Source organism: Acidovorax sp. NPDC077693, from assembly GCF_044542805.1.
Lineage (GTDB): Bacteria > Pseudomonadota > Gammaproteobacteria > Burkholderiales > Burkholderiaceae_C > Acidovorax.
In genome coordinates this window covers 266,441-289,225 of record NZ_JBITVD010000002.1, presented here as the reverse complement: position 1 = coordinate 289,225, position 22,785 = coordinate 266,441, and the positions used below count along the sequence as shown (strand labels likewise).

Below are 22,785 nucleotides of genomic sequence, written 5' to 3'. Positions count from 1 at the left end.
CTATGCGTACTTCTGTGGCCCCGATCATTGCGCCGCTCGTCGCACGCCACGCTGGAGACGCTGCCTTTTATTGGCAGCAGCGTGATACCTCGGTGCATTCACCCTTGGTGGGTCTGCCTCAATTGATGGAGTTCGACCGGCTGCTGGATGCGCACCTGGACGGCTTGCGCGTGGCCGAAGATGCAGGCTGGGACTGCGCGCTAGAGCAACTGCGCCGCTGGCAGCGTGCACCGCAGGTTTTTGTCTGCACGCTTTTGGCGCTGGAGCATTCTGAGCCTGGCCCACAACTATCGGAAGTATGGTCAGTGGTGCAAACGAATCCTTCGCGCATGCTCCGAGGGATGATTTCTGCGTTGGCCTGGGGCCCGGCGGAAACCTCATTGGGGTGGTGCTGCCACTGGCTCGCCGAGCCGCGCACGCCTGCCCCTCTGGTGGTGGCGGCATGGCGGGCCTTGGCCCTTCGCCAGTCGTCGCCTGCAGATGAGCAACCCATAGGGATGGAGCAGTCGGCGTGGTCCGTTGTAAGTACCGCGCTGCCATTGGCAATCGCCAGTTCGAACGAACACGTGCGTGCGGCTGCTTGCCGATGGCTGGCAGCTGTTGGGCAGCCACATTCCTTGCTCCCATTGTTTTCAGATCCAACCCCTCGGGTTCGCGCAGAGGCCGCTATCGGCTGGATAGCGGCTGCGTCGCGGAGTGACTCTCAGGTCAACGGCCATCCATCCCATTCGATGCCGCAGTTCACGCCCGCGCAACGGCTGGATATGCAAACACAGGCCGCGAGTGTCTTATGGCTTGTCACTCACGCGATGGTCCAAGAGCTTGCCTCGTCGTCCGGTCTTCCTCGCAGTCAACTCCAGCATAGATTGATGCGGTGGCTCTGTTATTTGGGTTCGGCCGCACCTATCGGCCATGCAGGCATTGCCAAGCTGCTTGAATTGCTGCCACCGCGGCTGAGCTTGTGGTTTGTATTGCACCACGGTGATGGCCGTTATCTGCCGACAGTGGAACATTACATGGCGGACCCAGAGGTTGGCCGCTTGGCTGGGTGGGTATGGAGTTCACTCACCGGGATCGATCTGCAAAATGAGGGTCTTACACTAGCTCCACGTGGGCCTGCGCAAGCACCACGCGGCACAGATATTCGCGATCCAGGACTGCCCGAGCCCAACATCAGCGCCATCGCCCAAATCGGGGTGGCGCTGCAACCAGGCGTAGTTAGTTTGGGGGGGCAACAAGTCAACGAGTCAGTGCTTGCTAGCGCTTTGTGGCACGCGCCCCAGGCTCTGCGTTGGATAGCCAACCAGCGTTTGATTTCTGCGGGTGCTCGATCTACTGCCATACGATCAAAGGCGCGAACCCAGCACAGCGTACTGGCTCGTATGCACGCCCAAGGCCAAAAGATACCTGCATCATGAAGCTGGATCCGTGGAGCAACGCACAAATCCTGGCACAGCGTTTAGCTCAGCCAGAAGCCAAATTGGTACTTGTCATTGGTGCTTTGGCTTGGTGTCAAAAGTGTCGGGAATACTTGCCAATTTTTGAGGACGAGGCGCTCCATGCCTCACCAAATCAGAGCTACGTCTGGCTAGATGTTGAAGAACACGCAGCGTTTCTCGGACTGTATATTCCTCATGACCTCCCCTTACGTCTTGAATATCAAGCAGGGCAATTGTCAGTTAGCAGAGTAGCTGGAATCGATATTAATTCTACGGACAACAATATTCCAGCTGAGCAAATTTATAAGAGGCTGACCGCTGACGACTGGGCGTAACAATCCATCATGTATAAATGTGCAGTTTAGCAGTTTATGGCCAATGAGTTCAACGCCATCAAGTGCGTATATTTTGGTGCAAACCTCATCCGGTAGCTTGCAGAAAGTCTCGGCGAAGTCGTCTGTAGCACTCTCCAGATTGATCGAACTGCTACGTTCAGAGGACGTCGCAGCAAATCAAAGTTGCTTGAGCAGGAAAAGCAGCAGCCATCTCTATCTCTGTGTCGCCGAACGTACTCCGCGCCGAAGTGGATTGTGCTCGCACACTGCAGAAGGCTTAGGCATCGAAAGGCCTGCGTGGATTAGAAACTCGCGTGACTTGATCGACAGCCAAGGATTGCTGGAGGTACGTCAACAACGAATTAGAAAACGCAAAGCTCCTCTAGATCATGAACGCCAACATGCCACATACCGAACAAAATGCTACCTCCCGAAAGTGGAGCGCCTTGGGTTGGCCTACTGCACTTAGTTTAATCACGGCTATAGTAGCTGCAGGAACCGTAGCACTCCATCTCATTGGTGTCGTGCGACACCGGCACTATCTCATGTACTGGAACATAGATGCCGGACTTTTTCCTAAATCAACAGATTGGATACTGATCAACGGGTACTACGGTGTGGTAGATCGGTCTATTGCGATGCTTGCAGCAATGTTCGGCAACGCTCATTGGCTCCTAGTGGCCGCGGTCATTTTAGGAGCTTATCTCTTCATTCTCATGTCTCCGATAGCCAGTACATCCGCTGGGGCACCTCCTTGGTTGCTCAAGCAGCCTGAGTGGTGCCGCCGCCTCATTCGAAAATTGCTGTTGAGTGCATTATTTTTCAGCGCAATGCCTTGTGCACTTTTTCTGCTGACGGCCTTCATGGCAGTACCGGCTGCACTTGGCGAGACCGCGGGAAAGGCCGCTGCAGAGAGCGATGCAATTGAGTACATGAAAGAGTGTCAGGTCTCGAAGATGCCGTGCGTAGAATTGCAGCGTGAAGGAAAGGCAATCGCTACGGGATTTATTCTCGATAGTTCGCCGTCGCATATAGCTATCTTTGACGCTAAGGAGAAGCGTAGTCGAATCCTAGTCATGGATAAACTTGAGGTACTTTCCAATCGTATGCCACTTCTGCAAGAGCGCAATGCGCGTTGATTTTAAAACTAAGGCGTCATCTGGGAACTTCGCGAAATCAAGTGCGAGACATAGTAGTTTTGGGGAATTCACCCTGCCCCCCAAAAGAGCACTTTTTTGCGCACTCGTCAATGCCACAAAGCTGTCGCCCAGCGGCTGAAGAACCGCGTCGGCGATGGACTGCAGTTGTTTGACGAGGTAGTGTTCGTAGTCAATGCGAGATTGCTGGGCCTCCAGAGGCTCGGGACCGCTTTGCGTCATCCCATACCGGATCCAACCGCCACTCTGGTACTGCTGAGGACGGTTCAACTTCGCGTGTGCGCGTCAGCGATGGCGCCGCGCGCACCTGAGGTGGCAAATTGGCGTCGTAGGCATCGAGCCGGTGACGCAGGCGTTCTCGGTAGACCAGCAGGGCATCCATCTGGCCATCCAGCATTGATCGCGCGTAGTCGGTCACGGATGCCCGATACCGCTCACAATGGAAGATGCGTGATAGCAAGCTCTCCTGAAACTGGTGTGCCAACGGGGTCCAACCGTCGAACAGGTGCTCATCCACGTGTGTGGTACACCAAGCTATGGTCGAGGTCAGGCCAAAGTTCACTGGTCTCGATAACGTGGCGCGAACTGTGCCCCACGGTACGAACGAAAAATTCGACCACCAAGAGACAGTCGATGTATTACAGTTGTTTGTGTCAAAGAAAGTGTAAGGACGAGAGCGACGAGTTGTGCATCAACGGGTCAATGCAAACCGGATCTCAGGTAGGGGGTCAGCGCGAGACTCATCCACGGCAGCTTGGAGATCAGAACTGTTGACCCCCGCGGATTCCAGCAATGTTTTCGCCATGCACAGAGCTTCGGCCCTTACCAGAGAAAAGAAGGCTTCATCGTCCGTACCGGCCTGCACTCTATCAGGCTGAGTTTGCTTCAAAAGCACGTGAATTGCTTTTGCGGAACGATCAGTATTCATTGAAATATTTTTTGCAAAAACTGCATGCGCAGATTTGACAATTGCGGGTACAGATCGACCAAAATTACCGACTAACGCAGCAAGAAGGGCCTCCTCTAGGTGTCGCATCCCGGATGATTGCATAGACTCTAAACGCTATTAGTCAAGATCCCATCGGACTTGCGGGAGGTGCAAATCTTTTTGCGTACGCCCCAAATCCAATTACACTATCTGACCCCTCTGGCCTAGATTATCGATCTACTTTTTGGGATGCTGTCGGTCATGCCGAAAGGGATAAATATCAAGTTCATCATATAATTCCTCAAGCCGTATATGATAAGCATACCGCATTAATGAACTGTGCAGGCATCAAGAAAGACGAACCCGATAATCTTATTGGATTGCCAAAAAAAGCAGAACATGCAGGAACTCGTACTGGCCGATATTTCGGCACTTCTCCACACAACACTAATCACTCAGAATACTCAAAAGCCGTCAATAGCGCACTTAATAAAATAGCAAAACTACCAACATGCGCTGCAAAAAAAGCTGGGGCGAAAGCATTGCAAGAAACTTTAAGAGAAGCGCTCAGAAGAAAGGGGAACCCTCTAATGAATAGAGAAGGTTCGACCGAAGGTAGCTGGGGTTTAATTATTAATTTACCTTGAGAGCGAGTATGAAAATAGAGCGCGCACTAGAAAATGTTGATTTAATGTTTAACCGACTGAAATTTCTTATCAGCGACGAAGAGTTTTTATTTGGGATGAGTGCGGGAGTTCATGAAGAGGTTACGCACGATATCGAAGACGCAATCCGCTACTCAACAGACCAAGATATTCAAGACGCATATCCAGAAATACAATACTGGACATCCATTCTTGAATGCAATAATAAATTACTAGATATTGAAAATGTTGGAATTGGCGAAGTCGGCAGGAAAAAAATTAACGAAAAAATATCCGCATATAGCCGTATTCTAGCACGGGATATTGATAAAAAGGTGCGGCAACTTGATCTGCCCGATGATATCTCGTACGTCATCTCTGAGAATTTCAATGTTTTTCTTAACGAGGCTTCATACTTCGGGGAATTGTCTGATTTTCAGAAAGAGCTCCTAGATGTTTACGAGAGAAGATTTTTTCCTTGCGGGTGGAGAGGTGATTTTCCAAAGGGAAAATTAATAATCTTCTCCAAAGAAAATTATAGTTAAATATTATACAAATCGTAGTCGAACTGGCTCTTGAGTTAGCCCTGGCTGCAGCTAATCTCGCGATGCACCGCCGCATCGCGCTCCATGTCGGCCAAGGTTTGGCGGGCAGGCTCTTGCCCGGCAATAGCGGGCTCGGCCAAGACGAGCTGGTGCAGATGACCAAGTTCGCCTGTTTTGGCAGAATTCCCATTCGCTTCGAGCACAGATTGGACATTCACAGCCAGCTGTTTGCTGGCCGCCGCCATCTGCTCGACTCTTATTGAACGGCCGTGTAGCGACATGTAGGCCTGTCTAGGGGCTGCAGGATGCATTCTTACAAAAAATCATCAGTCTGCCATTAGGGAATTCACCTCTCCAACCACACGGAACCCCCCCATTTTTATAGACAAGAGATAGCCTCTCCTGAAATGTGCTCAATCGCTTGAAGAATGTGCTTTTGCGCCCGCTTTCTTAGCGGCACAGGTGGGAAGCTTTGATACAGCAGTAAGAGCTTTATCTACACTGTTCGAATAAGCCGAGTGACTGGTGTTGTGCATTGAGGTTCCGAAATAACGTCCCGTTCGCGTTCCCGCGTACTCCGCCTTATTGGGCAATCCAATCATATTATCTGGCCCATCTTTTTCAATTCCTGCGCAGCTCATAAGCGAAGCATGCTTATCGTAAATTTTTTGTGGAATGATGTGATGAAATTGATATTTTTCCCGTCCTAATCCTCCGACAGTATTCCAAAACGTAGATCGATAGTCCAGTCCGAGTGGATCTGCCAGAGTCAAAGGATTTGGAGCATAAACAAATAGATGTTGACCGCCTTTTAGTCCAATGGGATCTTGACTTACAAATCGTCCCACTACGGGATCGTGGTATCTGAACCGGTTGTAATGAAGGCCGGTTTATTCATCAAACTGCTGCCCCTGGAACCGAAATGGTTGCTCAATAGCAGCCCCTGGGGTCAAATAGGGCGTCTGCCTTTCATGCCAGTGGCGGCCATTTCGTGCCGATGCGCCATCCGTCCCGGTGCGAGCCGTTGTTTCCCGCACCCGCGCCTCTCCCCAAACTTTGTAATCCGCAGCCCAAGCAGTGCCTCCCTGCTCGTCAGTCAACTCCTGCGGCGTGCCGATCTGGTCGCACTGATACCAGTAAGTGTGGTGGTCGTTCTGCGTTCCCTGCACAGTTGCCAGCGGGACAAAGCTGCCTGGCTCATAGATGAACAGACTGCTACGTCCCCCGCGCTGGCTTTGCACCATCAGATCGCCATCCCACAGATACCGCGTGGCACCGAAGGCATCGGCCTTTCCCACCCGCCTGCCCAGCGCGTCGTAAGCATAGCGGGTCGCCTGCGTTACGCCATGGCGCGTGGTGGTGGCTTCAACCAGCTGATGGTCTGCATTCCAGCGCAGTTGCGAGGACATGCAGCAGACCTTTCAGCGCTATGTGGCGCTGTACAACCACCAATTGCCGCAGTCAGCGCTGGGCAGCAAGACGCCCATGCAGGCGATGAAAGAGTGGTACGAGGAGCGCCCGGATCTGTTTCTCAAGCGGCCATATGATCGTGCGGGATGCTACAGCTAAGCGCCTGCGCGGCGCGTTGCGCATGCCTGACCAATCAAAGCAAGTGCTGCTTTAGTTTAGGCATCGCGGTGAAATAGCCATTGTCGATTCGTGAAGAGATCCCTAAGGATTCTTAAGTAATTTTGAACGGAGTTTTTATTCGTTTGTGATCGATGCCTGGGCCCGTAGATTCGATGGCTATCACCACCGAATTCATTGCCAGGAGCCATTTCATGACCTACGAAACCGCAGACGCCGTGCTGCCCACAGCCCTGGAGCAGGTGCGCCAGGCGTCGGTGGAGCAAGGACTCTCTTACGCCGGCGGTGTGAAGCCACCGGCCGCCTGGGATCTGGTGCGCGAGGGCCAGGCCCTGCTGGTGGACGTGCGCTCCGCCGAAGAGCGCAAGTTCGTCGGCCATGTGCCCGGCAGCCTGCACGTGGCGTGGGCCACGGGCACGGCGCTCACCCGCAACCCCCGCTTCGTGCGGGAGCTGGAGGCCAAGCTCGCCAAGGACGGCGGCAAGGACGCCGTGGTGCTGCTGCTGTGCCGCAGCGGCAAGCGCTCGGTGCTCGCGGCCGAGGCGGCAGCCGCCGTCGGCTTCCGCCATGTGTTCAATGTGCTCGAAGGCTTCGAGGGCGAGATCGACGACCGCCAGCAGCGCGGCGGCAGTGATGGCTGGCGCTTTCATGGCCTGCCCTGGGTGCAGGACTGAACCGCGCAGCGCACAAGGCACCCATGGCAAATTTCCACATCGAGCAGATCGCCGCTTCGCTGAGCGAGGTGCGCCGCGAATGGCGCGAGGCGCAAAAGAGATCGCAGGAGCCGGGGGGCCGCGAGTTCCCCTCGCGTGACGCGCTGGCCCAGGTGGTCGAGCAGCTCAAGGGCGCGCTTTTTCCCATGCGCCTGGGGCCCTACGACCTGCGCCAGGAGAGCGAGGACTTCTACGTGGCGCACACGCTCGACACCGCACTGCACACGCTGTTCACGCAGATCAGCCTGGAGCTGAAGTACAGCGCCCGCCACGAGGAGCGCGACGCCGATGGCGTGCAGGACCAGGCGCAGCAAGTGGCGCAGGCGTTTGCGCAAGCCCTGCCGCAAATCCGGCGCCTGCTCGACAGCGACGTGCTGGCCGCCTACCAGGGCGACCCCGCTGCACGCAGCGTGGACGAGGTGCTGCTGTGCTACCCCGGCGTGCTGGCCATGATCCACCACCGACTGGCCCACTGCCTGTACCAGCTGGGCCTGCCGCTGCTCGCGCGCATCGTGTCCGAGCTGGCGCACAGCCAGACCGGTATCGACATCCACCCCGGTGCGCAGATCGACGCGGGCTTTTTCATCGACCACGGTACGGGTGTCGTCATCGGCGAGACCGCCGTCATCGGCAAGCGCGTGCGGCTGTACCAGGCGGTCACGCTGGGCGCCAAGCGGTTCCCCACGGATGCCCAGGGCGTGCTGCAAAAGGGCCTGCCGCGCCACCCGGTGGTCGAGGACGACGTCGTCATCTATGCGGGCGCCACCATCCTCGGGCGCGTCACGCTGGGCAAGGGCGCGGTCATCGGCGGCAATGTGTGGCTCACGCACGACGTGGCGCCCGGCGGCAACGTGACGCAGGCCAGCACCCAGGAGTCGGGCCGCGCCCCGCGGCCTGCGGCCGCCGCCGAGGTGCTGCCATGACCACCACACTCATCAAGGGATTCGGCATCGCGGTGCGCCAGTCGCGCGAAGCCCAGGGTTGGTCGCAGGAGCGGCTGGCCGAGCACTCGGACCTCAACCGCTCTTACGTCGGCGAGGTCGAGCGCGGCCGCGTGATCGCGTCCCTGGTCACCGTCGAGAAGCTCGCGGTGGCTCTGGGCGTGACGCCTTCCACGCTGGTCACGCGCGGCGAAGTGGTGCACACCGCCAACCTGGTGCGCGGCCTTCAGTTGGCGGCTATAGCCTGTTGAAGCCCGGCCGCAGAGCTTTGACACTCAGCGCCGCAGTTTCATCTTTTCCCCATTCAGTTTTCAACCACACGGAGTTCTCACATGTCGGCAACAGTGGGCGGTACCACCGCACTCGGCGATCACGCAGCAAGGCAACTCGCCAACGCGACCAAAACAGTCCCCCAACTGGAGACCATCAGCCCGCGCTGGCTGACGCACCTGCTGCAGTGGGTGCCGGTGGAAGCGGGCATCTACCGCCTCAACAAGGTCAAGAACCCCGAGGCGATCAAGGTCGCATGCACCGCCAAGGAGTCCGAGAACCAGCTGCCGCGCACCTTCGTGGACTACGAAGAAAATCCGCGCGAATATTTCCTCAATGCCGTGAGCACCGTGCTCGACGTGCACACCCGCGTGTCGGACCTGTACAGCAGCCCGCACGACCAGATCAAGGAGCAACTGCGCCTCACGATCGAGACGATCAAGGAAAACCAGGAAAGCGAGCTCATCAACAACCCCGACTACGGCCTGCTGGCCCAGGTGACGGAAGAGCAGCGCATCTTCCCGCTCACCGGCGCGCCCACGCCCGACGACCTGGACGAGCTGCTGACCAAGGTCTGGAAGGAGCCCGCGTTCTTCCTGGCCCATCCTCTGGCCATTGCGGCCTTCGGCCGCGAAGCGACTCGCCGCGGCACACCGCCGCCCACGGTGAGTCTGTTCGGCTCGCAGTTCATCACCTGGCGCGGCATCCCGCTGATCCCATCCGACAAGGTGCCGGTGGCCGACGGCAAGAGCAAGATCCTGCTGCTGCGCGTGGGCGACAAGCGCCAGGGCGTGGTCGGCCTGTTCCAGCCCGGCCTGCCGGGTGAGCAGGGCCCCGGCCTGTCGGTGCGCTTCATGGGCATCAACAACCATGCCATCGCGTCCTACCTGATCTCGCTGTACTGCTCGCTGGCCGTGCTGACCACCGACGCCCTGGCGGTGCTCGATGACGTCGAGATCAACAAGTACCACGACTACCCCGATACCTACAAGTAATCCGCGGTGAGCAATCTTCCATCCACGCCGCAAGGCGCAGTTCCCCACGCGCTGGAAGCGCCGATCAGCCCTGCGCTTTTGGCGCAGATGGCCACAGCGCTTTTCTCGGCCCGGCCGGGCGAGGCACCGGCTTTGCCTGCCGGCCCCGCCGCCGGGCTGCCGTCCACACCACCGGGCGCCGTCCCCGGCTTTGCACAGGCGCTGTCGCCCGTGCCGGCCGGCGTGCAGGCGCCCGTCAACATCGCGCCGCCGGGCTCGCCGCTGGTCAGCCCCGCGGGGTTCGGCCCCAGCGTGCCGGGCACGCCGATTCCGCCGGGCGTCGTTCCGGGCAGCAACATCGTCCCGGCATCGCCCACGCCCCTGGCGTCGCTGGCGCACCGGGCCCCGGCTTTGCTGCCGCACGCCACGGCGGGCAACGGCCTGCCGGACACGGTGGTCAGTGCACTGCCGGCGTACGAGCCGCGCCTGGGTGGCGCTGCGCTGGGCGTGCCCGAGGCCTCGGGCGCCAACGCTGCCTCTGTGGCGCGGCATGCGCCCACGGGCGGCGCTGCGCAGCCTGCGTCGCCGTTCTACTTTCTGGCCGACCGCCACGGGCAGCCGTTCCCCAGCGGGCACCCGGCACCGTCTGCCGGCGCGCCCACGGGCGTGCCCTACGGAGCCTCTCCCAACGCACTGGGCGACACCCGCATCAGCGACGAGCTGGCCCGCCAGCCCTTCGCATCGCTGCAAGGTGTGGACCTGCGCAGCGCGCCATCGGCATCGCAAGGCCCGCTGGGCCACTCCAGTGCCGGTGCCGCGCCTGCGCAGTTCTACTTCACCGATGCGGTGGTGCTGCCCAGCGGCTACGTGACGCCGGCCAAGCCCGCGCCGCACGCCAGCGTGCCGCTGGCGGGGCAGGGCCACCACCCGCCGTTCGATGTGCACGCCATCCGCCGCGACTTCCCGGTGCTGGCCGAGCGCGTGAACGGGCGGCAGCTGGTGTGGTTCGACAACGCGGCCACCACGCACAAGCCCCGGGCGGTCATCGACCGCATCAGCTATTTCTACGAGCACGAGAACTCCAACATCCACCGCGCCGCGCACGAGCTGGCGGCGCGGGCCACCGATGCGTACGAAGGCGCACGCCAGCGCGTGAAGACCTTCATCAACGCGCCGGATGTGAACGAGGTGATCTTCGTGCGCGGCACCACCGAGGCCATCAACCTCGTGGCCAAGAGCTGGGGCGCGCAGCATGTGGGCGAGGGCGACGAGATCATCGTCAGCAACCTGGAGCACCACGCCAACATCGTGCCTTGGCAGCAGCTGGCGGCCGCCAAGGGCGCGAAGCTACGGGTGATTCCGGTGGACGACTCGGGCCAGGTGCTGCTGGATGAATACCAGAAGCTCCTGAACGACCGCACCAAGATCGTTGCGGTCACGCAGGTGTCCAACGCGCTGGGTACCGTGGTGCCGGTCAAGGAGATCGTGGCGCTGGCGCACCGCGCAGGGGCCAAGGCCCTGGTCGACGGCGCGCAGTCGGTGTCGCACATGCGGGTGGACGTGCAGGACCTCGACGCCGACTTTTTCGTCTTCTCGGGCCACAAGGTGTTCGGGCCGACCGGCATCGGCGTGGTCTGGGGCAAGCGCTCGGTGCTGGAAGACATGCCCCCGTGGCAGGGCGGCGGCAACATGATCGCCGACGTGACCTTCGAGAAGACGGTGTTCCAGCCCATCCCGAACAAGTTCGAGGCCGGCACCGGCAACATCGCCGACGCGGTGGGCCTGGGCGCTGCCATCGACTACGTGAACCGGGTGGGCATCGAGAACATCGCGCGCTACGAGCATGAACTGCTGGTGTACGGCATGCAGCAGCTCGCCACCATCCGTGGCGTGCGGCTCATCGGCACGGCGGCGGACAAGGCCAGCGTGATGTCCTTCGTGCTGGCGGGCTACTCCACCGAAGAGGTCGGCAAGGCCCTGAACGAAGAGGGCATCGCGGTGCGCACCGGCCACCACTGCGCGCAGCCCATCCTGCGCCGCTTTGGTGTGGAGACCACGGTGCGGCCGTCGCTGGCGTTCTACAACACCTTCGATGAGATCGACCGCCTCACGGCGGTGGTCCGCAGGCTGGCTGCGCAGCGGATCTGACGGCTGCGAAGCTCGTTCGCTCTGGCGCGGGCGCTTCACCTCAAGGGGTGGAGCGCCCGCGGTCCCTGGGGGCTGCAGGTGGCCGGGTGGTGCGTGCCCTGGTGGGCGGGGCCGTGCAGCGCATCGGCCCCGGCGTTCACTTATCCTGCAGCGACATCGCGCACGCCGCCTTGATCAAACGGTCCCGGGGGTTCTCGGCCATGTCCGCAAAGGCCAGGTCGCGCCCGTCGCTCTCCACGTACTCGTGCATCCGCATCTGGCCGTGCCACAGCGGCTTGTTGAAAAAAGTGATCGATCGGTGCCAGGCTTTCATCTGCGTGCAGTCGACCATGGCGGTGGAGTAGTACGAGTGAAAGGGCAGTCCATCGAAGGCGGTGCGCGGCTTGGCGCGGTTGACGCGCAGCTTGACCAGGCGCATGGACTCGAAAGCCACGGCGCTGGCGGCGTCCACCTCCACGGTGTCGGTGAAACCATTGCCGGGGTCGCCGACCACGGTGAGCCAGCTGGGGCTTTGGGCCGCCACCGTGGCGGACACCAGCGCGGCGGCGAGCACGACGGATTTCATGGGCATCCTCTTTCGCAAAACGCTATTCAAGCACCAAACGGCCCGGCGGTGCAGCTTTTGGCATGGCCGGGCAACTGCAGGCTCAGAACACGCCCATCGCCAGCCCCGCCGCCAGCGCACGGCCCAGGGCGCCGCAGCGCTCCAGGTCGTCGGCGCCGATCTGCTTGGGGGCCAGGATGGCCTCTGGCGTCTGCGCGTGGGTGCAGACGATCAGCGGTTCGGCCACGGCCTTGAGGCGCCAGCCCGTGGCGATGCGCTCGATCTGGCGCGCCGCGTTGGCCCCGTCGCTGCCGGCGCAGACCAGGCAGGCGTAAGGGCGGCCATTGGCCTGGTCGAGCGCTGCGTAGTAGGTGCGGTCGAAAAAATCCTTGAGCTGGCCGCTCATGGCGGCCAGGTTCTCCGGCGTGGCGAAGAGGTAGGCGTCCGCGGCCAGCACGTCGGCTGCGATGGCCTGGCCCGCATGCAGCAGGCGCACGTGCACGCCGGGCTCCTGCGAGGCGCCTGCGCACGCAGCCTGGGCCATCTGCAGCGTGCCGCCCGTCATGGAGTGGTAGACGATGAGCAGCGTCTTCGTGGTGTGCATGGGGCGAGCATAGCGCTGGCGGGCGGGCAGGTTCGCTGGTGGCTGGCCTGGTTGCGCCACAGAAGCAGACCCCGCAGGACTGCGTGCCGAGGGCGCCTAGCCTTCGTCCGCCACGAAGCCCAGCCGCTTCATGGCCGTCCCGAGGCTCGCGGCTGCCTGGCCATAGCCGTCCCACGGCGTGTTGCCGGTGCCCAGGCGCGCGCCGATGTTCTGCACCGTCCAGTGGGCAGAGCTGGCCAGCGTGTCGAGCTCGTCCCATGCCACCGGCACGGACACGCCCATCCCCGGCCGGGCGCGGGCCGACCAGGCGCACACGGTGGTGGTCCCGCGCCCGTTGCGCAGGTAGTCCACGAAGATCTTGCCGACGCGGTTGCGTGGCCCGCTCTTGGCCACGAAGCGCTCGGGTATCGTGCGCGCCAGGTGCTCCACGATGGCCTTGGAGAATGCCCGCACCGTGGCCCAGTCGCGCAGGCGCTTGAGGGGCACGACCACATGCAGTCCCTTGCCGCCGCTGGTCTTGAGGTACGCCGGCAAGCCCAGCTCCTGCAGCAGCACCCGCACCAGGCGCGCACCCTCCTGCACCTGTTGCCACGAGGCACCGTCGCCCGGGTCCAGGTCGAACGTCATGCGGTCCGGGCGCTCGATGCGGTCCTTCAGCGCGTTCCACGTGTGGTATTCGATCACGTTCATCTGCGCATAGCTGCGCAGCCCCTGGGGCGAGGCGATCTCCATCAGCGGCGCATGGCCCTCGTCCAGGGCCGGGTCCAGCTGCAGCACGCCCGCCATGGAGTCGCTGTCCTCGTGCTTCTGGAAAAACAGTTCACCCGCGATGCCATCCGGCGCCCGCACCACCGCCACGGGGCGTGCGGCCAGATGCTCCATCATCAACGGCGCCACCTGCGCGCAGTAGTGCACCAGGTCCATCTTGGTGAAACCGGTGGAAGGGTCGATCACCCGGTCGCCATGCGTGATGTGGGGCGCTTCCGCCTCGCCTTGCGATGGCCGTGCGCGGGCAGCTGCTGGTGTGCGGGAGGGCATGCTCTGCGGCCTTTCTCAAGGGTGGGCCGGAAGCGCTGTTCGCTGACAGTGGCCGCGCGCCCGGCTGCGGACAATGGCCGTCACAAGGAGGTATTCATGCCACAGGAAATTCGCGAAGAAAACGTCTTCGGCACGTCCGACGCCAGCTCGTACTCTGCCGTGCTCTCGCACGCCGGCTCCGGCAAGGTGACCATTCAGAGCCTGCTCGTCGATGGCCACAACACACCCCTGCGCGAAGCCACCTACGGCTCGCGCGACGAGGCGGTGGCGGCTGTCGAGGCATACGCGCGCGGCGACAAGAAGCCCTGAAGGCCCGGGCCCCGCGCGGCCCGTCGTGCGCTGGTGCGCCAGGGTGTGGTCAGCGGGGCCGGCGAGGGGAGGAGCGTGGTCATCCGCCATCGCCCGCATTGCCCGTGATGGGCAGCACGATGCCGGTGATGTAGCTCGAGCACGCGGGCGCAGCCAGAAACACATAGGCCGGTGAAATTTCTTCAGGCTGTGCCGGGCGGCCCAGGTGCGTCTTCTCCCCGAATTCAGCGATGTCCTCGGGGCTCTTGTCCGCGGGGTTGAGCGGCGTCCACACCGGCCCCGGGGCCACCGCGTTGACGCGGATGCCCTTGTCCGCCAGGTTGTGCGCCAGCGCCTTGGTGAAGGCATGGATCGCGCCCTTGGTCGCTGAATAGTCCAGCAGTTCCTTGCTGCCGCGCAGGCCCGTCACCGAGCCGGTGTTGATGATCGCGTCGCCCCGCTGCAGGTGGGGCAAGGCCGCCTTGGCCATGTGGAAGTAGCCGTAGATGTTGGTGCGGAAGGTCTCGTCGAAACGTTCCTCGGTCAGGTCCGCCAGCGATGCCGCGTGCTCCTGAAAGGCCGCGTTGTTCACCAGCACGTTGAGCTTGCCGAATGCCTTGACCGCCTGCGCCACCGCCTGCTGGCAGTAGCTGGCATCGCGCACATCGCCGGGCAGCAGGATGCAGCGCCCGCCCTCGGCCTCCACCAGCTCGCGGGTGCGTTCAGCGTCCTCGTGTTCTGACAGGTACGCGATCGCCACGTCCGCACCCTCCCGCGCAAACAGCACCGCCACGGCACGGCCGATGCCCGAATCGCCCCCTGTGATGAGGGTGGAGAACCCCTGGAGCTTGCCGCTGCCCGCATAGTGCGGCGCCTCGAAGCGGGGCTGCAACTGCATCTGCGCTTCGCTGCCAGGCTTGGTGAGGTGTTGCCGCGGCAGGGGCGGTGCGGGCTCTGCGCGGCCTGGGCCTGGGGCGGCCTTCTTCTTGGCACTTGGGGAAGTGGCGGCCTGCTTGCCGTTGGGGGCCTTGCGATCCTTGGCATCCTGCTCGGCCTGGATCTTCTGCTGCTTGCGGGTGGTGGCTGCCGATGCGCTGGCGGCTGCCGGTGTGGTGGTGTTGGCACTGCCCCCGGCTGGGCTGGAGCCGGTCCTGGCTGGAGGTCGGGACGGTGCGGCAGCCCTTTTCTTCGCCGCCGGCTTGGCCGGGGTGGATGCGGCCGGCGCGGTGGCGGCAGGGGCTTTGGGGGCGCGTCGAGTGCTCATGGGTGAATCGATTCCGTGGTTGGGGTGCGCATGGGCGTTCGCCCGGGGTGCGTGCGTATCAGCCCAGCGGCTTCCACACCGGTGGCTCGGGGTCTGGGAAGCGCAGCGGGACCGAGCGGGGGCGGGCCATCGCCTCCCACTGGCGCATGCGCTTGCGGGCGCGGGGCTTGGTCTGGTCGGGGCCGGTGCGGTGGGTCTTCGACATGACGATCTCCTTGGAGCGTGATGCCTTCCATTACTCCACCGCCGGCTGCTGGCCCGTGTCAGACAGCGTCTGCTTTGCGCATCGGCGCCACGTGTTGGCGCGGTGCTTTCAGCGGGTCGCAGCCTTGTCGCGTGCTGCGGCGCGCTCCTTGGCGTCGCCGAGCATTTCCTTCATCCAGTTCACCAGCATGCCGGTGTAGGCCTCGCTCCATTCGGGCTTGGCCAGCGCGTGGTCGGCACCAGCAATCACCCGGTAGGTCATGGAGCGGGTGCGCAGGAATGCGGCCCGGTAGTTCTCCAGCACCGGGTGGGGCACGATGTGGTCCATCTCGGATTCGACCAGCAGCACATCGCCTTCGAACACGGCACTGGCCGCCAGCGCGCGGTTGGCGCCGGTGGGCAGCTTCATGGCGCGGTAGCGGGCCAGTTCCTGGCGGTCGAGGTGCTGCTTGGGGACCAGCCAGTCCTCATCCTTGTAGAGGGCGGGCGCGCGCAGCGCCATCCAGCGCACCGGCCGCAGGGCGCTGAGCACGGTGGCCAGGTAGCCGCCGTAGCTGCTGCCCACCACGGCCACAGACTGGCTGTCCACGGCCGGATGCCCGGTGAGCAGGTCGTACGCGGCCAGCATGTCGTTGAGGTTGTCTTCCCGCGTCACGGTGTCGCGGTGCGCCTTGTCGCGGGCATGGCCGCGCAGGTCGATGGTGAGGCAGATGCAGCCCAGCGCCGCAATGGTGTGGGCGCGCGACAGGTACTGCTCCTGGCTGCCGTCCCAGCCGTGCACCAGCAACACGCCGGGCACCACGGTGTCCGGCGCCACCAGCGTGCCGGCGATGGTGCGGTCGCCCGAAGGGATCTGAATGTCTCTATGCCGTGTCGCCATCGGCTTGCACCACGGTGTACTTGGTCAGCGGCCCGACCTCGGGGTCCTCGCCCTGGAAGTAGACGATGGCGGATGCGGGCGGTGGCGCCAGAGGGCCGAACTCTTCGATGCAGCTGGCCCGCACCGTGTTCAGGCCGGGGTCGGCATGGAAGGCCTCCAGCGCGGCGATCTCCGCGCCGGTGGCGCCACCGATGCGCCAGGACTGCTCCAGCACGCCCGAGCTCCATTCGCCGCCGGCATGGATACCCTGTGCCACGTCGTAGTTGACACGCGATGCGTAAAAGCCCGGAAAGCACTGCCGCACCGACGCGTCGTACAGCAGCGCCTGGTCCACGGCCTTGCGCACCGGGCCGGGGGGCAGCGTGGCCAGCAGCGCATGAAAGTCGCCGCGCACCACGGTCAGGTCCGACCCGCCGTACGCCACGGCGCCGCGGTTGTCGCGTGTGAGGCGCTGGCGGCCATGGTACGAGGCCAGGATGCCCGCCACGCGCACCTGGCCGACGCTCAGCGTGTCGACGTTCGAGAGGTTGTGCTCCAGCACCACGCCATGCTCGGCAAAGGCGTTGTCGCTCAGCGCCGCCAGGCTCATGGTCAGCTCGCCGATGGCATGCACCACCGACTGCCCGCGCCCGCCGGTCTCCGCCACGGGCTTGATGCGCACGGGCCCCAGGGCCAGCAGCCGTTCGCCGGCCTCGGCCGCTTCGTGGCGCGTGAAGGCGGTGTAGCCCGCCAGCACGGCCTTCTCGACCGCTTCGGGCAGAACATGGCTCCAGCCCGGGGGCGCGGCGGCGTCGGGCGCGATCAAGGGGTGGGTGATGGCCTTGGTCGCCACGAAGGCGTGGGGCACCACACCGCCGAACAGATCGTCTTCGCCGCGCAGGTGCAGGCTCAGGGCGGCGGCCTCCACCAGGGTTTCGCTCGGCACCAGGTAGGTGCGCTGCGTCCACAGCGAGGGGGGAAGTTCGTGGCTGAACGCACAGCCCTTCAGGTGGGCCACGCGGCGTGCGATGTGTTCACGGGTCTGGCGCTCGTGTTCGCTGGCATGGCCGCGCAGTCCCAGTGTGAACGGCATGACCACTTCTTCATGCTGCAGCGCCGTGTGCTGCAGCGCGGAGCGCAAGGGGCCGCCAGGGGCGGTCGGGTCGGTCATGCAAGGTCCTTTCCTTTCGGAGGGCCGGCCAGCGGGCCGGCGGCGCCGGTACCAAAGCACGGGCGTTCTGAAAGCATCGTATTTTTGGACCGCTCCGTCCGGTGTAGGACGGATAAGCAAGCGCGGGACAGCGGCGCCACCCGGGCGCAAGCCATGGAACACGCCAGACGCCGATGCACGCAGGGCTCTCAGCCCGGGCCTGCAGCGTGTTTTGCCGGCCCGGCATGCAGTTTGCTATTAAATATATAGCTTAAAAATGACGCCCATCAAGCGGTAGGGGCAGTTTGAACGTCTCACCCCTCAGTACGTCTCCAGGTGCAGCCGCCCTTCGCGCTTGAGCGCCGCGCCCACCTGGCCCCAGTCCAGCCCGCTGGTGGTGGCGATGTCGCGCAGGGCCATCACCACGCCTTCTTCCATGCTCTTGAGGCCGCACACATAGAAGTGGCTGCCGCCATCGCGCAGCAGCGCGGCCAGGTCGGCGGCGCGATCGCGCATCAGGTCCTGCACATAGCGCCGGGGTTGCCCTGCGGTGCGCGAGAACGCGAGGTTGATGTCGATGAAGTCCTTGGGCAGGCTTTGCAGCGGGCCGAAGTAGGGGAGCTCCTGCTGGGTGCGCGCCCCGAAGAACAGCAGCAGCTTGCCGCCCTCGAACTTGCCGCTGCTGCGCAGCCGCCGGCGCCATTCGGTCATGGCCCGCATCGGTGCGCTGCCGGTGCCGGTGCAGATCATCACGATGTGCGAGCGCGGGTGGTTGGGCATCAGGAACGAGCTGCCGAACGGCCCCACCACCTGCACCTTGTCGCCCACCTGCAGGTCGCACACGTAGTTGGAGGCCACGCCGCGCACGGCGTGGCCGTCGTGGTCGGTGGTCACGCGCTTGACCGTGAGCGCAAGGTTGTTGTAGCCGGGCCGCTCGCCGTTGCGCGGGCTGGCAATCGAGTACTGGCGCGCGTGGTGTGCCTTGCCCAGCGCATCGGTGCCCGGCGGGATGATGCCGATGGACTGCCCCTCCAGCACCGGGAACGGCATGCTGCCGAAGTCGAGCACCACGTGGTGTGTCTCGCTCTCGAAACCCGCTTCGGTGCAGTTGAAGTTGCCCACGACTGTCGCGGTGGTGGGGCTTCGGGGCGGGAACAGGTTGGTGTAGGGGTGCGCGGCCGACCAGGGCGGCACGGTGGCACCGTACTGGGCCGATTGAAACGGCTGGGCCCCGGGCTCTGCCGCGGCGGCGGGAGGCGCAGCCTGCAGCCCGGTGGCCTGTGCCGCCGCGGCCGGTGCGCCCTCGGCCGCCAGCTCCTCGGGCGACAGTTCTGCGGGCAGTTCTTCCCACGTCAGCTGTTCCTCGATGCTGTAGGCCCGCGCCAGCGGCATGGTGCGCCAGTTGTCGATGGAGCCCGTGGGGCAGGGCGAGATGCAGGCCATGCAGCCGTTGCACACATCGGCCCGCACGACGTAGTTGTTGTCGTCGTGCGTGATGGCGCCCACCGGGCAGGTGGCCTCGCAGGTGTTGCAGCGGATGCAGATCTCGGGGTCGATCAGGTGCTGCTTCAGCATGCCGTTGTCGATCAGCGTGGTGGTATCCATATTTTTCTTCCAGCGAAGCCGCAGAATTCTTGGGCGATGCCTTGGATTGCGCGCGGCCCCGGGCCAGTGCCACCGCGGAACCGGCTCCGCCGGGCCGCCGGTGGCGTCTCCCCTCGGGGCGGGAAGCCGCGCAGCGGCTCAGGGGGGCTCAATTAAAGCGGACGTATTCGAAATCGACCGGCTGGCGGTTGATGCCCATCACCGGTGGCGCGATCCAGCCCGCGAACTTGCCGGGCTCCACCACGCGACCCATCAGCGATGCGACGAACGCAAAGTCCTCGGGCGTGGGCAGCCACTCGGCCTTGCGCGCTGCCCATTCCACGTCGTTCACCACGCGGCCGTCGGGCGACATCTTGATGCCGGCCAGCGCGCCGATCTGGCGGTTGAAGGCCTTGTGCGGCACCGACAGGCGCGTGGGGATGCCGGCTTTTTCCAGCACCTTGTTCCAGCGGCCCACGCCGGCCATCGAGTCCTTGATGAAGTCGTCGCGCAGCACCTCGTTCAGCGCGTTGAGCATGGGCACGTCCTTTTCCAGCAGCTGGCCGTCCTTGACCTCCAGCACCTTGTAGGTCTGGCCCTTGAGGATGTGGTCGTCACCTCGTTTGCCTTCTTCGTAGCGGCCCTTGAGGCCCGAGCTGTAGAAGATGGCTGCGTTGCTCGACTGGTCGGCGCCGAACAGGTCGATGGTCACGCTGTAGTGGAAGTTCAGGTAGCGCTGCACCGTGCCCAGGTCGATGGCGCCGGCGGCGCGCACCTTGGCCGGGTCGTCGGTTTTCAGCTCGTTCATCACCTGCGCGGTGCGCGCCAGCACGCGCGAAACGCCGGACTCGCCCACGAACATGTGGTGGGCCTCCTCGGTCAGCATGAACTTGGTGGTGCGGGCCAGCGGGTCGAACGCGCTTTCGGCCAGGGCCGAGAGCTGGAACTTGCCGTCGCGGTCGGTGAAGTAGGTGAACATGAAGAACGCCAGCCAGTCGGGCGTTTTTTCATTGAAGGCGCCCAGGATGCGCGGGTTGTCCTGGTCGCCCGAGGTGCGCTGCAGCAGCGCTTCGGCTTCTTCCCGGCCGTCGCGGCCGAAGTGCTTGTGCAGCAGGTAGACCATGGCCCACAGGTGGCGGCCTTCTTCCACGTTGATCTGGAACAGGTTGCGCAGGTCGTACATGCTGGGCGCGGTGAGGCCCAGGTGGCGCTGCTGCTCGACCGATGCGGGCTCGGTGTCGCCCTGCGTCACGATGATGCGGCGCAGGTTGGCGCGGTGCTCGCCGGGCACGTCCTGCCAGGCCTTCTCGCCCTTGTGGTCGCCAAAGTGGATCTCGCGGTTGGCGTCGCCCGGGTTCAGGAAGATGCCCCATCGGTAGTCGCGCATCTTCACGTGGCCGAACTGTGCCCAGCCCTGCGGGTCCACGCTCACGGCGGTGCGCAGGTAGACCTCGTGGTCGGTCGAGCCCTCGGGGCCCACGTCGTCCCACCAGTTGATGAAGTTGGGCTGCCAGCCTTCGAGCGCGCGCTGCAGCGTGCGGTCTTCGCCGAGGTTGACGTTGTTGGGGATCTTCTCGCTGTAGTTGATCGTGCTCATGGCCAGTCCTTCAAGTGGAGGTTCATATCAGTTCGGCCTGGGCTTGTCGAAGGCTTGCGCAGGGCCTCGACAAGCTCAGGCTGAACAGGTGGGGAGGTCAATCGGTTGGGTGGGGGGTTGGGGTCAGACGCGGTTCAGATCGAAGCCAGCTTTTTCACCGGTGCCGTAGACCTTGAGCGCACCCTTGTCGCCCACGGCGTTCGGGCGGTTGAAGATCCAGTTCTGCCAGGCGGTCAGGCGGCCGAAGATGCGCGTGTTCATGTTCTCCTTGCTGGCAAAGCGCAGGTTGGCCTCCAGCCCGGTGAGCGAGTCGGGCGACATCGCGGCGCGCTCCTCGATGGCGATGCGGATCTCGTCGTCCCAGTCGATGTCGTCCGGGGCGGCGGTCACCAGGCCCAGGGCCAGCGCGGCGTCCGCATCCAGCGGCGTGCCGGCCGCGGCGCGCGCGGCTTCCAGCGGGGCGGCTTCTTCGTAGAAGCGGCGCTGCAGGCGGCTTTGGTCGTTCACCATCGGCAGCAGCCCGAAGTTGAACTCGTTGAGCGTGAGCTTGGGCGCGCGCTCGGCATCGTCGGGCAGGGCCAGCATGTAGGTGCGGTCGGCGGCCAGCGCCAGTTCGGCCAGCGATCCGGCAAACGCCGAGCCCGACTCCACCAGCGCGAACAGGCTGCGCGAGGACACGTCCAGCCGTGCGAACGTGCGGCGCAGCGCGCCGATGGTCTCACGCACCAGCCAGTGGTCCTGGTGGGCGATCAGCGTGGCGTCGCTGGCCAGCACGGCGTGGGCGTCGCCCTCGGTCTTGAGCAGCCAGGTGCCGATGTCGAGTTCATTGGTGCGCAGGTTCAGGATGGCGTCGTCCAGCTGGCGCGCCAGGGCCAGCGGCCACCAGGCGGCGCCTGCGGCCTCGATGCCGGCGATGTCCGTGGGTTGCGCGCCGGTGGGCGCCTTCAGCGTGAGCGTGGCCGTGCGGCGGGTGCGGTCGATGTCGACGCTGACATGGGCGTAGCGCAGGCTGTCGGCGCCTTCTTCGCGCTCCACGCGGGTCAGGGCCACGCCGTTTGCGTTGGCTGGGCGGTGGCTGCCATGGGCCAGGCGCGCCGCCGCGTCATCGACGGCGGCCGCGAACTGCGCCGGCTTGGCGATGCGGTCCACCAGGCGCCAGTCCACCGCGCGCTGGCCGCGCACGCCTTCCACGCTGGTGCAGAAGATGTCGGCCAGGTCGTGGCGCACATGGCGCTTGTCGGTCACGCGCGTCAGGCCGCCGGTGCCGGGCAGCACGCCCAGGAGCGGCACTTCAGGCAGCGACACGGCCGACGAGCGGTCGTCCACCAGCACGATTTCGTCGCAGGCCAGGGCCAGCTCGTAGCCGCCGCCCGCGCAGGCCCCGTTCACGGCGGCGACGAACTTCAGGCCCGAGTGCTTGGACGAGTCCTCGATGCCGTTGCGCGTCTCGTTGGTGAACTTGCAGAAGTTCACCTTCCAGGCGTGGCTGGAGACACCCAGCATGAAGATGTTGGCGCCCGAGCAGAAGATGCGGTCCTTGGCGCTGGTGACGATCACCGTGCGCACATGTGGGTGCTCGAAGCGCACGCGGTTGAGCGCGTCGTGCAGCTCGATGTCCACGCCCAGGTCGTAGCTGTTGAGCTTGAGCTTGTAGCCGGGGCGGATGCCGCCGTCTTCGGCGATGTCCAGCGACAGGCGGGCGACGGCGCCATCCACCGCCAGCTTCCAGTGGCGGTACTGCGTGGGGTCCGTGCGGTAGTCAACGCGGGTGGGTGCGGTGGTCTGGGCGGTCATGGGGCGTCTCCGTCAAAAACTGCTAACAGGAATAATAGTGCATAAATCCATCAACTGATGTGCATCATGATGCACGTTGGCAGGCGAGTCAATGCATGTTTGTGCTGATCGCCAATTTTTCTGACGCGATGGGCCGTGCAGAGGGCGCTCCGCCGGTCGGGCGGTCGGTGGCGCGTGG

The 22,785-nt window shown here is 63.6% G+C and carries 25 protein-coding genes and 2 pseudogenes; 13 read left to right on the top strand and 14 right to left on the bottom strand.

Translation table 11 applies throughout. From position 1 onward, the window contains the following. Window positions 1-2 precede the first annotated feature (2 nt). The 3 genes from ACIGHN_RS03460 (at window position 3) to ACIGHN_RS03450 (ending at window position 2,913) form a co-directional block, all read left to right on the top strand. Window positions 3-1,418 carry a hypothetical protein gene (locus tag ACIGHN_RS03460; RefSeq protein WP_396503272.1) on the top strand — a complete coding sequence of 472 codons (1,416 nt, stop codon included), beginning with the start codon at window positions 3-5 and terminating at the stop codon, window positions 1,416-1,418. After that, a complete protein-coding gene (locus ACIGHN_RS03455; protein ID WP_396503271.1) occupies window positions 1,415-1,774 on the top strand; it encodes a hypothetical protein in 360 nt (119 codons plus the stop codon). Before ACIGHN_RS03460 ends, ACIGHN_RS03455 begins: the two co-directional genes overlap by 4 nt. 389 nt (window positions 1,775-2,163) lie before the next feature. Next, entirely contained in the window at window positions 2,164-2,913 is a 750-nt protein-coding gene (locus ACIGHN_RS03450; protein ID WP_396503270.1) for a hypothetical protein, read from the top strand. Between the two features lie 709 nt (window positions 2,914-3,622). On the opposite strand, the gene ACIGHN_RS03445 is transcribed toward ACIGHN_RS03450, so the two are convergent. After that, complete coding sequence (locus ACIGHN_RS03445) at window positions 3,623-3,967, bottom strand: hypothetical protein (protein ID WP_396503269.1); 345 nt, start codon at window positions 3,965-3,967, stop codon at window positions 3,623-3,625. 29 nt (window positions 3,968-3,996) lie between these two features. On the opposite strand from ACIGHN_RS03445, the gene ACIGHN_RS03440 reads away from it, so the two are divergent. From ACIGHN_RS03440 to ACIGHN_RS03430, 3 genes are all read left to right on the top strand, one after another. Next, window positions 3,997-4,506 carry an AHH domain-containing protein gene (locus ACIGHN_RS03440; protein WP_396503371.1) on the top strand — a complete coding sequence of 170 codons (510 nt, stop codon included), beginning with the start codon at window positions 3,997-3,999 and terminating at the stop codon, window positions 4,504-4,506. A gap of 8 nt (window positions 4,507-4,514) precedes the next feature. Then, entirely contained in the window at window positions 4,515-5,048 is a 534-nt protein-coding gene (locus tag ACIGHN_RS03435) for a hypothetical protein (protein WP_396503268.1), read from the top strand. A gap of 62 nt (window positions 5,049-5,110) precedes the next feature. Continuing rightward, entirely contained in the window at window positions 5,111-5,311 is a 201-nt protein-coding gene (locus ACIGHN_RS03430; protein WP_396503267.1) for a hypothetical protein, read from the top strand. Between the two features lie 150 nt (window positions 5,312-5,461). Here the strand turns inward: ACIGHN_RS03430 and ACIGHN_RS03425 are convergent, their stop codons facing one another. The 3 genes and pseudogenes from ACIGHN_RS03425 to ACIGHN_RS03415 form a co-directional block, all read right to left on the bottom strand. Beyond that, window positions 5,462-5,821 carry an AHH domain-containing protein gene (locus ACIGHN_RS03425; RefSeq protein ID WP_396503370.1) on the bottom strand — a complete coding sequence of 120 codons (360 nt, stop codon included), beginning with the start codon at window positions 5,819-5,821 and terminating at the stop codon, window positions 5,462-5,464. Beyond that, a pseudogene (locus ACIGHN_RS03420) lies at window positions 5,807-5,926 on the bottom strand (RHS repeat-associated core domain-containing protein); the annotation flags it as partial. The gene ACIGHN_RS03425 and the pseudogene ACIGHN_RS03420, both read right to left, overlap by 15 nt. 12 nt (window positions 5,927-5,938) lie before the next feature. Then, entirely contained in the window at window positions 5,939-6,457 is a 519-nt protein-coding gene (locus ACIGHN_RS03415; protein WP_396503266.1) for an RHS domain-containing protein, read from the bottom strand. Between ACIGHN_RS03415 and ACIGHN_RS03410 the strand changes: the two are divergent. The 6 genes and pseudogenes from ACIGHN_RS03410 to ACIGHN_RS03385 all read left to right on the top strand — a co-directional run. After that, window positions 6,444-6,617, top strand: a pseudogene (locus ACIGHN_RS03410) (IS481 family transposase); the annotation flags it as partial. The gene ACIGHN_RS03415 and the pseudogene ACIGHN_RS03410 overlap by 14 nt on opposite strands. A gap of 212 nt (window positions 6,618-6,829) precedes the next feature. Further along, window positions 6,830-7,309 carry a rhodanese-like domain-containing protein gene (locus tag ACIGHN_RS03405; protein WP_056169053.1) on the top strand — a complete coding sequence of 160 codons (480 nt, stop codon included), beginning with the start codon at window positions 6,830-6,832 and terminating at the stop codon, window positions 7,307-7,309. Window positions 7,310-7,332: 23 nt separating this feature from the next. Continuing rightward, entirely contained in the window at window positions 7,333-8,271 is a 939-nt protein-coding gene (gene epsC, locus ACIGHN_RS03400; RefSeq protein ID WP_396503265.1) for a serine O-acetyltransferase EpsC, read from the top strand. Then, on the top strand, window positions 8,268-8,540 hold the full coding sequence (locus ACIGHN_RS03395; RefSeq protein WP_056167206.1) for a helix-turn-helix domain-containing protein: 273 nt from the start codon (window positions 8,268-8,270) through the stop codon (window positions 8,538-8,540). The genes epsC and ACIGHN_RS03395 overlap by 4 nt, the downstream gene beginning before the upstream one ends. An 81-nt stretch (window positions 8,541-8,621) precedes the next feature. Beyond that, window positions 8,622-9,554: a family 2A encapsulin nanocompartment shell protein gene (locus ACIGHN_RS03390; RefSeq protein ID WP_056167209.1), complete on the top strand. Its 933-nt coding sequence runs from the start codon at window positions 8,622-8,624 to the stop codon at window positions 9,552-9,554. A 6-nt stretch (window positions 9,555-9,560) separates the two neighbouring features. Next, on the top strand, window positions 9,561-11,681 hold the full coding sequence (locus ACIGHN_RS03385; RefSeq protein ID WP_396503264.1) for a family 2A encapsulin nanocompartment cargo protein cysteine desulfurase: 2,121 nt from the start codon (window positions 9,561-9,563) through the stop codon (window positions 11,679-11,681). 136 nt (window positions 11,682-11,817) lie between these two features. Here ACIGHN_RS03385 and ACIGHN_RS03380 read toward each other — a convergent pair whose 3' ends face one another. The 3 genes from ACIGHN_RS03380 to ligD form a co-directional block, all read right to left on the bottom strand. Continuing rightward, window positions 11,818-12,246 carry a surface-adhesin E family protein gene (locus ACIGHN_RS03380; protein ID WP_396503263.1) on the bottom strand — a complete coding sequence of 143 codons (429 nt, stop codon included), beginning with the start codon at window positions 12,244-12,246 and terminating at the stop codon, window positions 11,818-11,820. An 82-nt stretch (window positions 12,247-12,328) separates the two neighbouring features. After that, window positions 12,329-12,829 (bottom strand): flavodoxin family protein, encoded by a 501-nt coding sequence (locus ACIGHN_RS03375; protein WP_396503262.1) that lies wholly within the window; start codon window positions 12,827-12,829, stop codon window positions 12,329-12,331. 96 nt (window positions 12,830-12,925) lie between these two features. Beyond that, a complete protein-coding gene (gene ligD, locus ACIGHN_RS03370; RefSeq protein WP_396503261.1) occupies window positions 12,926-13,867 on the bottom strand; it encodes a non-homologous end-joining DNA ligase in 942 nt (313 codons plus the stop codon). A 96-nt stretch (window positions 13,868-13,963) separates the two neighbouring features. Here ligD and ACIGHN_RS03365 point away from each other — a divergent pair, with 96 nt between their 5' ends. Then, complete coding sequence (locus tag ACIGHN_RS03365) at window positions 13,964-14,176, top strand: hypothetical protein (protein ID WP_156370719.1); 213 nt, start codon at window positions 13,964-13,966, stop codon at window positions 14,174-14,176. Between the two features lie 79 nt (window positions 14,177-14,255). Here the strand turns inward: ACIGHN_RS03365 and ACIGHN_RS03360 are convergent, their stop codons facing one another. The 7 genes from ACIGHN_RS03360 to boxC all read right to left on the bottom strand — a co-directional run bounded on the left by ACIGHN_RS03360 (window position 14,256) and on the right by boxC (window position 22,607). After that, the gene (locus tag ACIGHN_RS03360) at window positions 14,256-15,419 is read right to left on the bottom strand and encodes an SDR family oxidoreductase (RefSeq protein WP_396503260.1); all 1,164 of its coding nucleotides are present in this window, start codon (window positions 15,417-15,419) and stop codon (window positions 14,256-14,258) included. Between the two features lie 58 nt (window positions 15,420-15,477). Then, window positions 15,478-15,624 (bottom strand): hypothetical protein, encoded by a 147-nt coding sequence (locus ACIGHN_RS03355; RefSeq protein ID WP_200912429.1) that lies wholly within the window; start codon window positions 15,622-15,624, stop codon window positions 15,478-15,480. Window positions 15,625-15,732: 108 nt separating this feature from the next. Further along, window positions 15,733-16,503 (bottom strand): alpha/beta hydrolase family protein, encoded by a 771-nt coding sequence (locus tag ACIGHN_RS03350; protein ID WP_396503259.1) that lies wholly within the window; start codon window positions 16,501-16,503, stop codon window positions 15,733-15,735. Continuing rightward, window positions 16,487-17,653 (bottom strand): DUF3182 family protein, encoded by a 1,167-nt coding sequence (locus tag ACIGHN_RS03345; RefSeq protein WP_396503258.1) that lies wholly within the window; start codon window positions 17,651-17,653, stop codon window positions 16,487-16,489. The genes ACIGHN_RS03350 and ACIGHN_RS03345 overlap by 17 nt, the downstream gene beginning before the upstream one ends. A 300-nt stretch (window positions 17,654-17,953) precedes the next feature. Next, entirely contained in the window at window positions 17,954-19,237 is a 1,284-nt protein-coding gene (gene boxA / locus ACIGHN_RS03340) for a benzoyl-CoA 2,3-epoxidase subunit BoxA (protein ID WP_396503257.1), read from the bottom strand. A 148-nt stretch (window positions 19,238-19,385) separates the two neighbouring features. Then, window positions 19,386-20,813, bottom strand: coding sequence for a benzoyl-CoA 2,3-epoxidase subunit BoxB (boxB, locus tag ACIGHN_RS03335; protein ID WP_056417424.1), 1,428 nt, complete (start codon window positions 20,811-20,813; stop codon window positions 19,386-19,388). Between the two features lie 123 nt (window positions 20,814-20,936). Further along, the gene (gene boxC / locus ACIGHN_RS03330; protein ID WP_396503256.1) at window positions 20,937-22,607 is read right to left on the bottom strand and encodes a 2,3-epoxybenzoyl-CoA dihydrolase; all 1,671 of its coding nucleotides are present in this window, start codon (window positions 22,605-22,607) and stop codon (window positions 20,937-20,939) included. Window positions 22,608-22,785 lie beyond the last annotated feature (178 nt).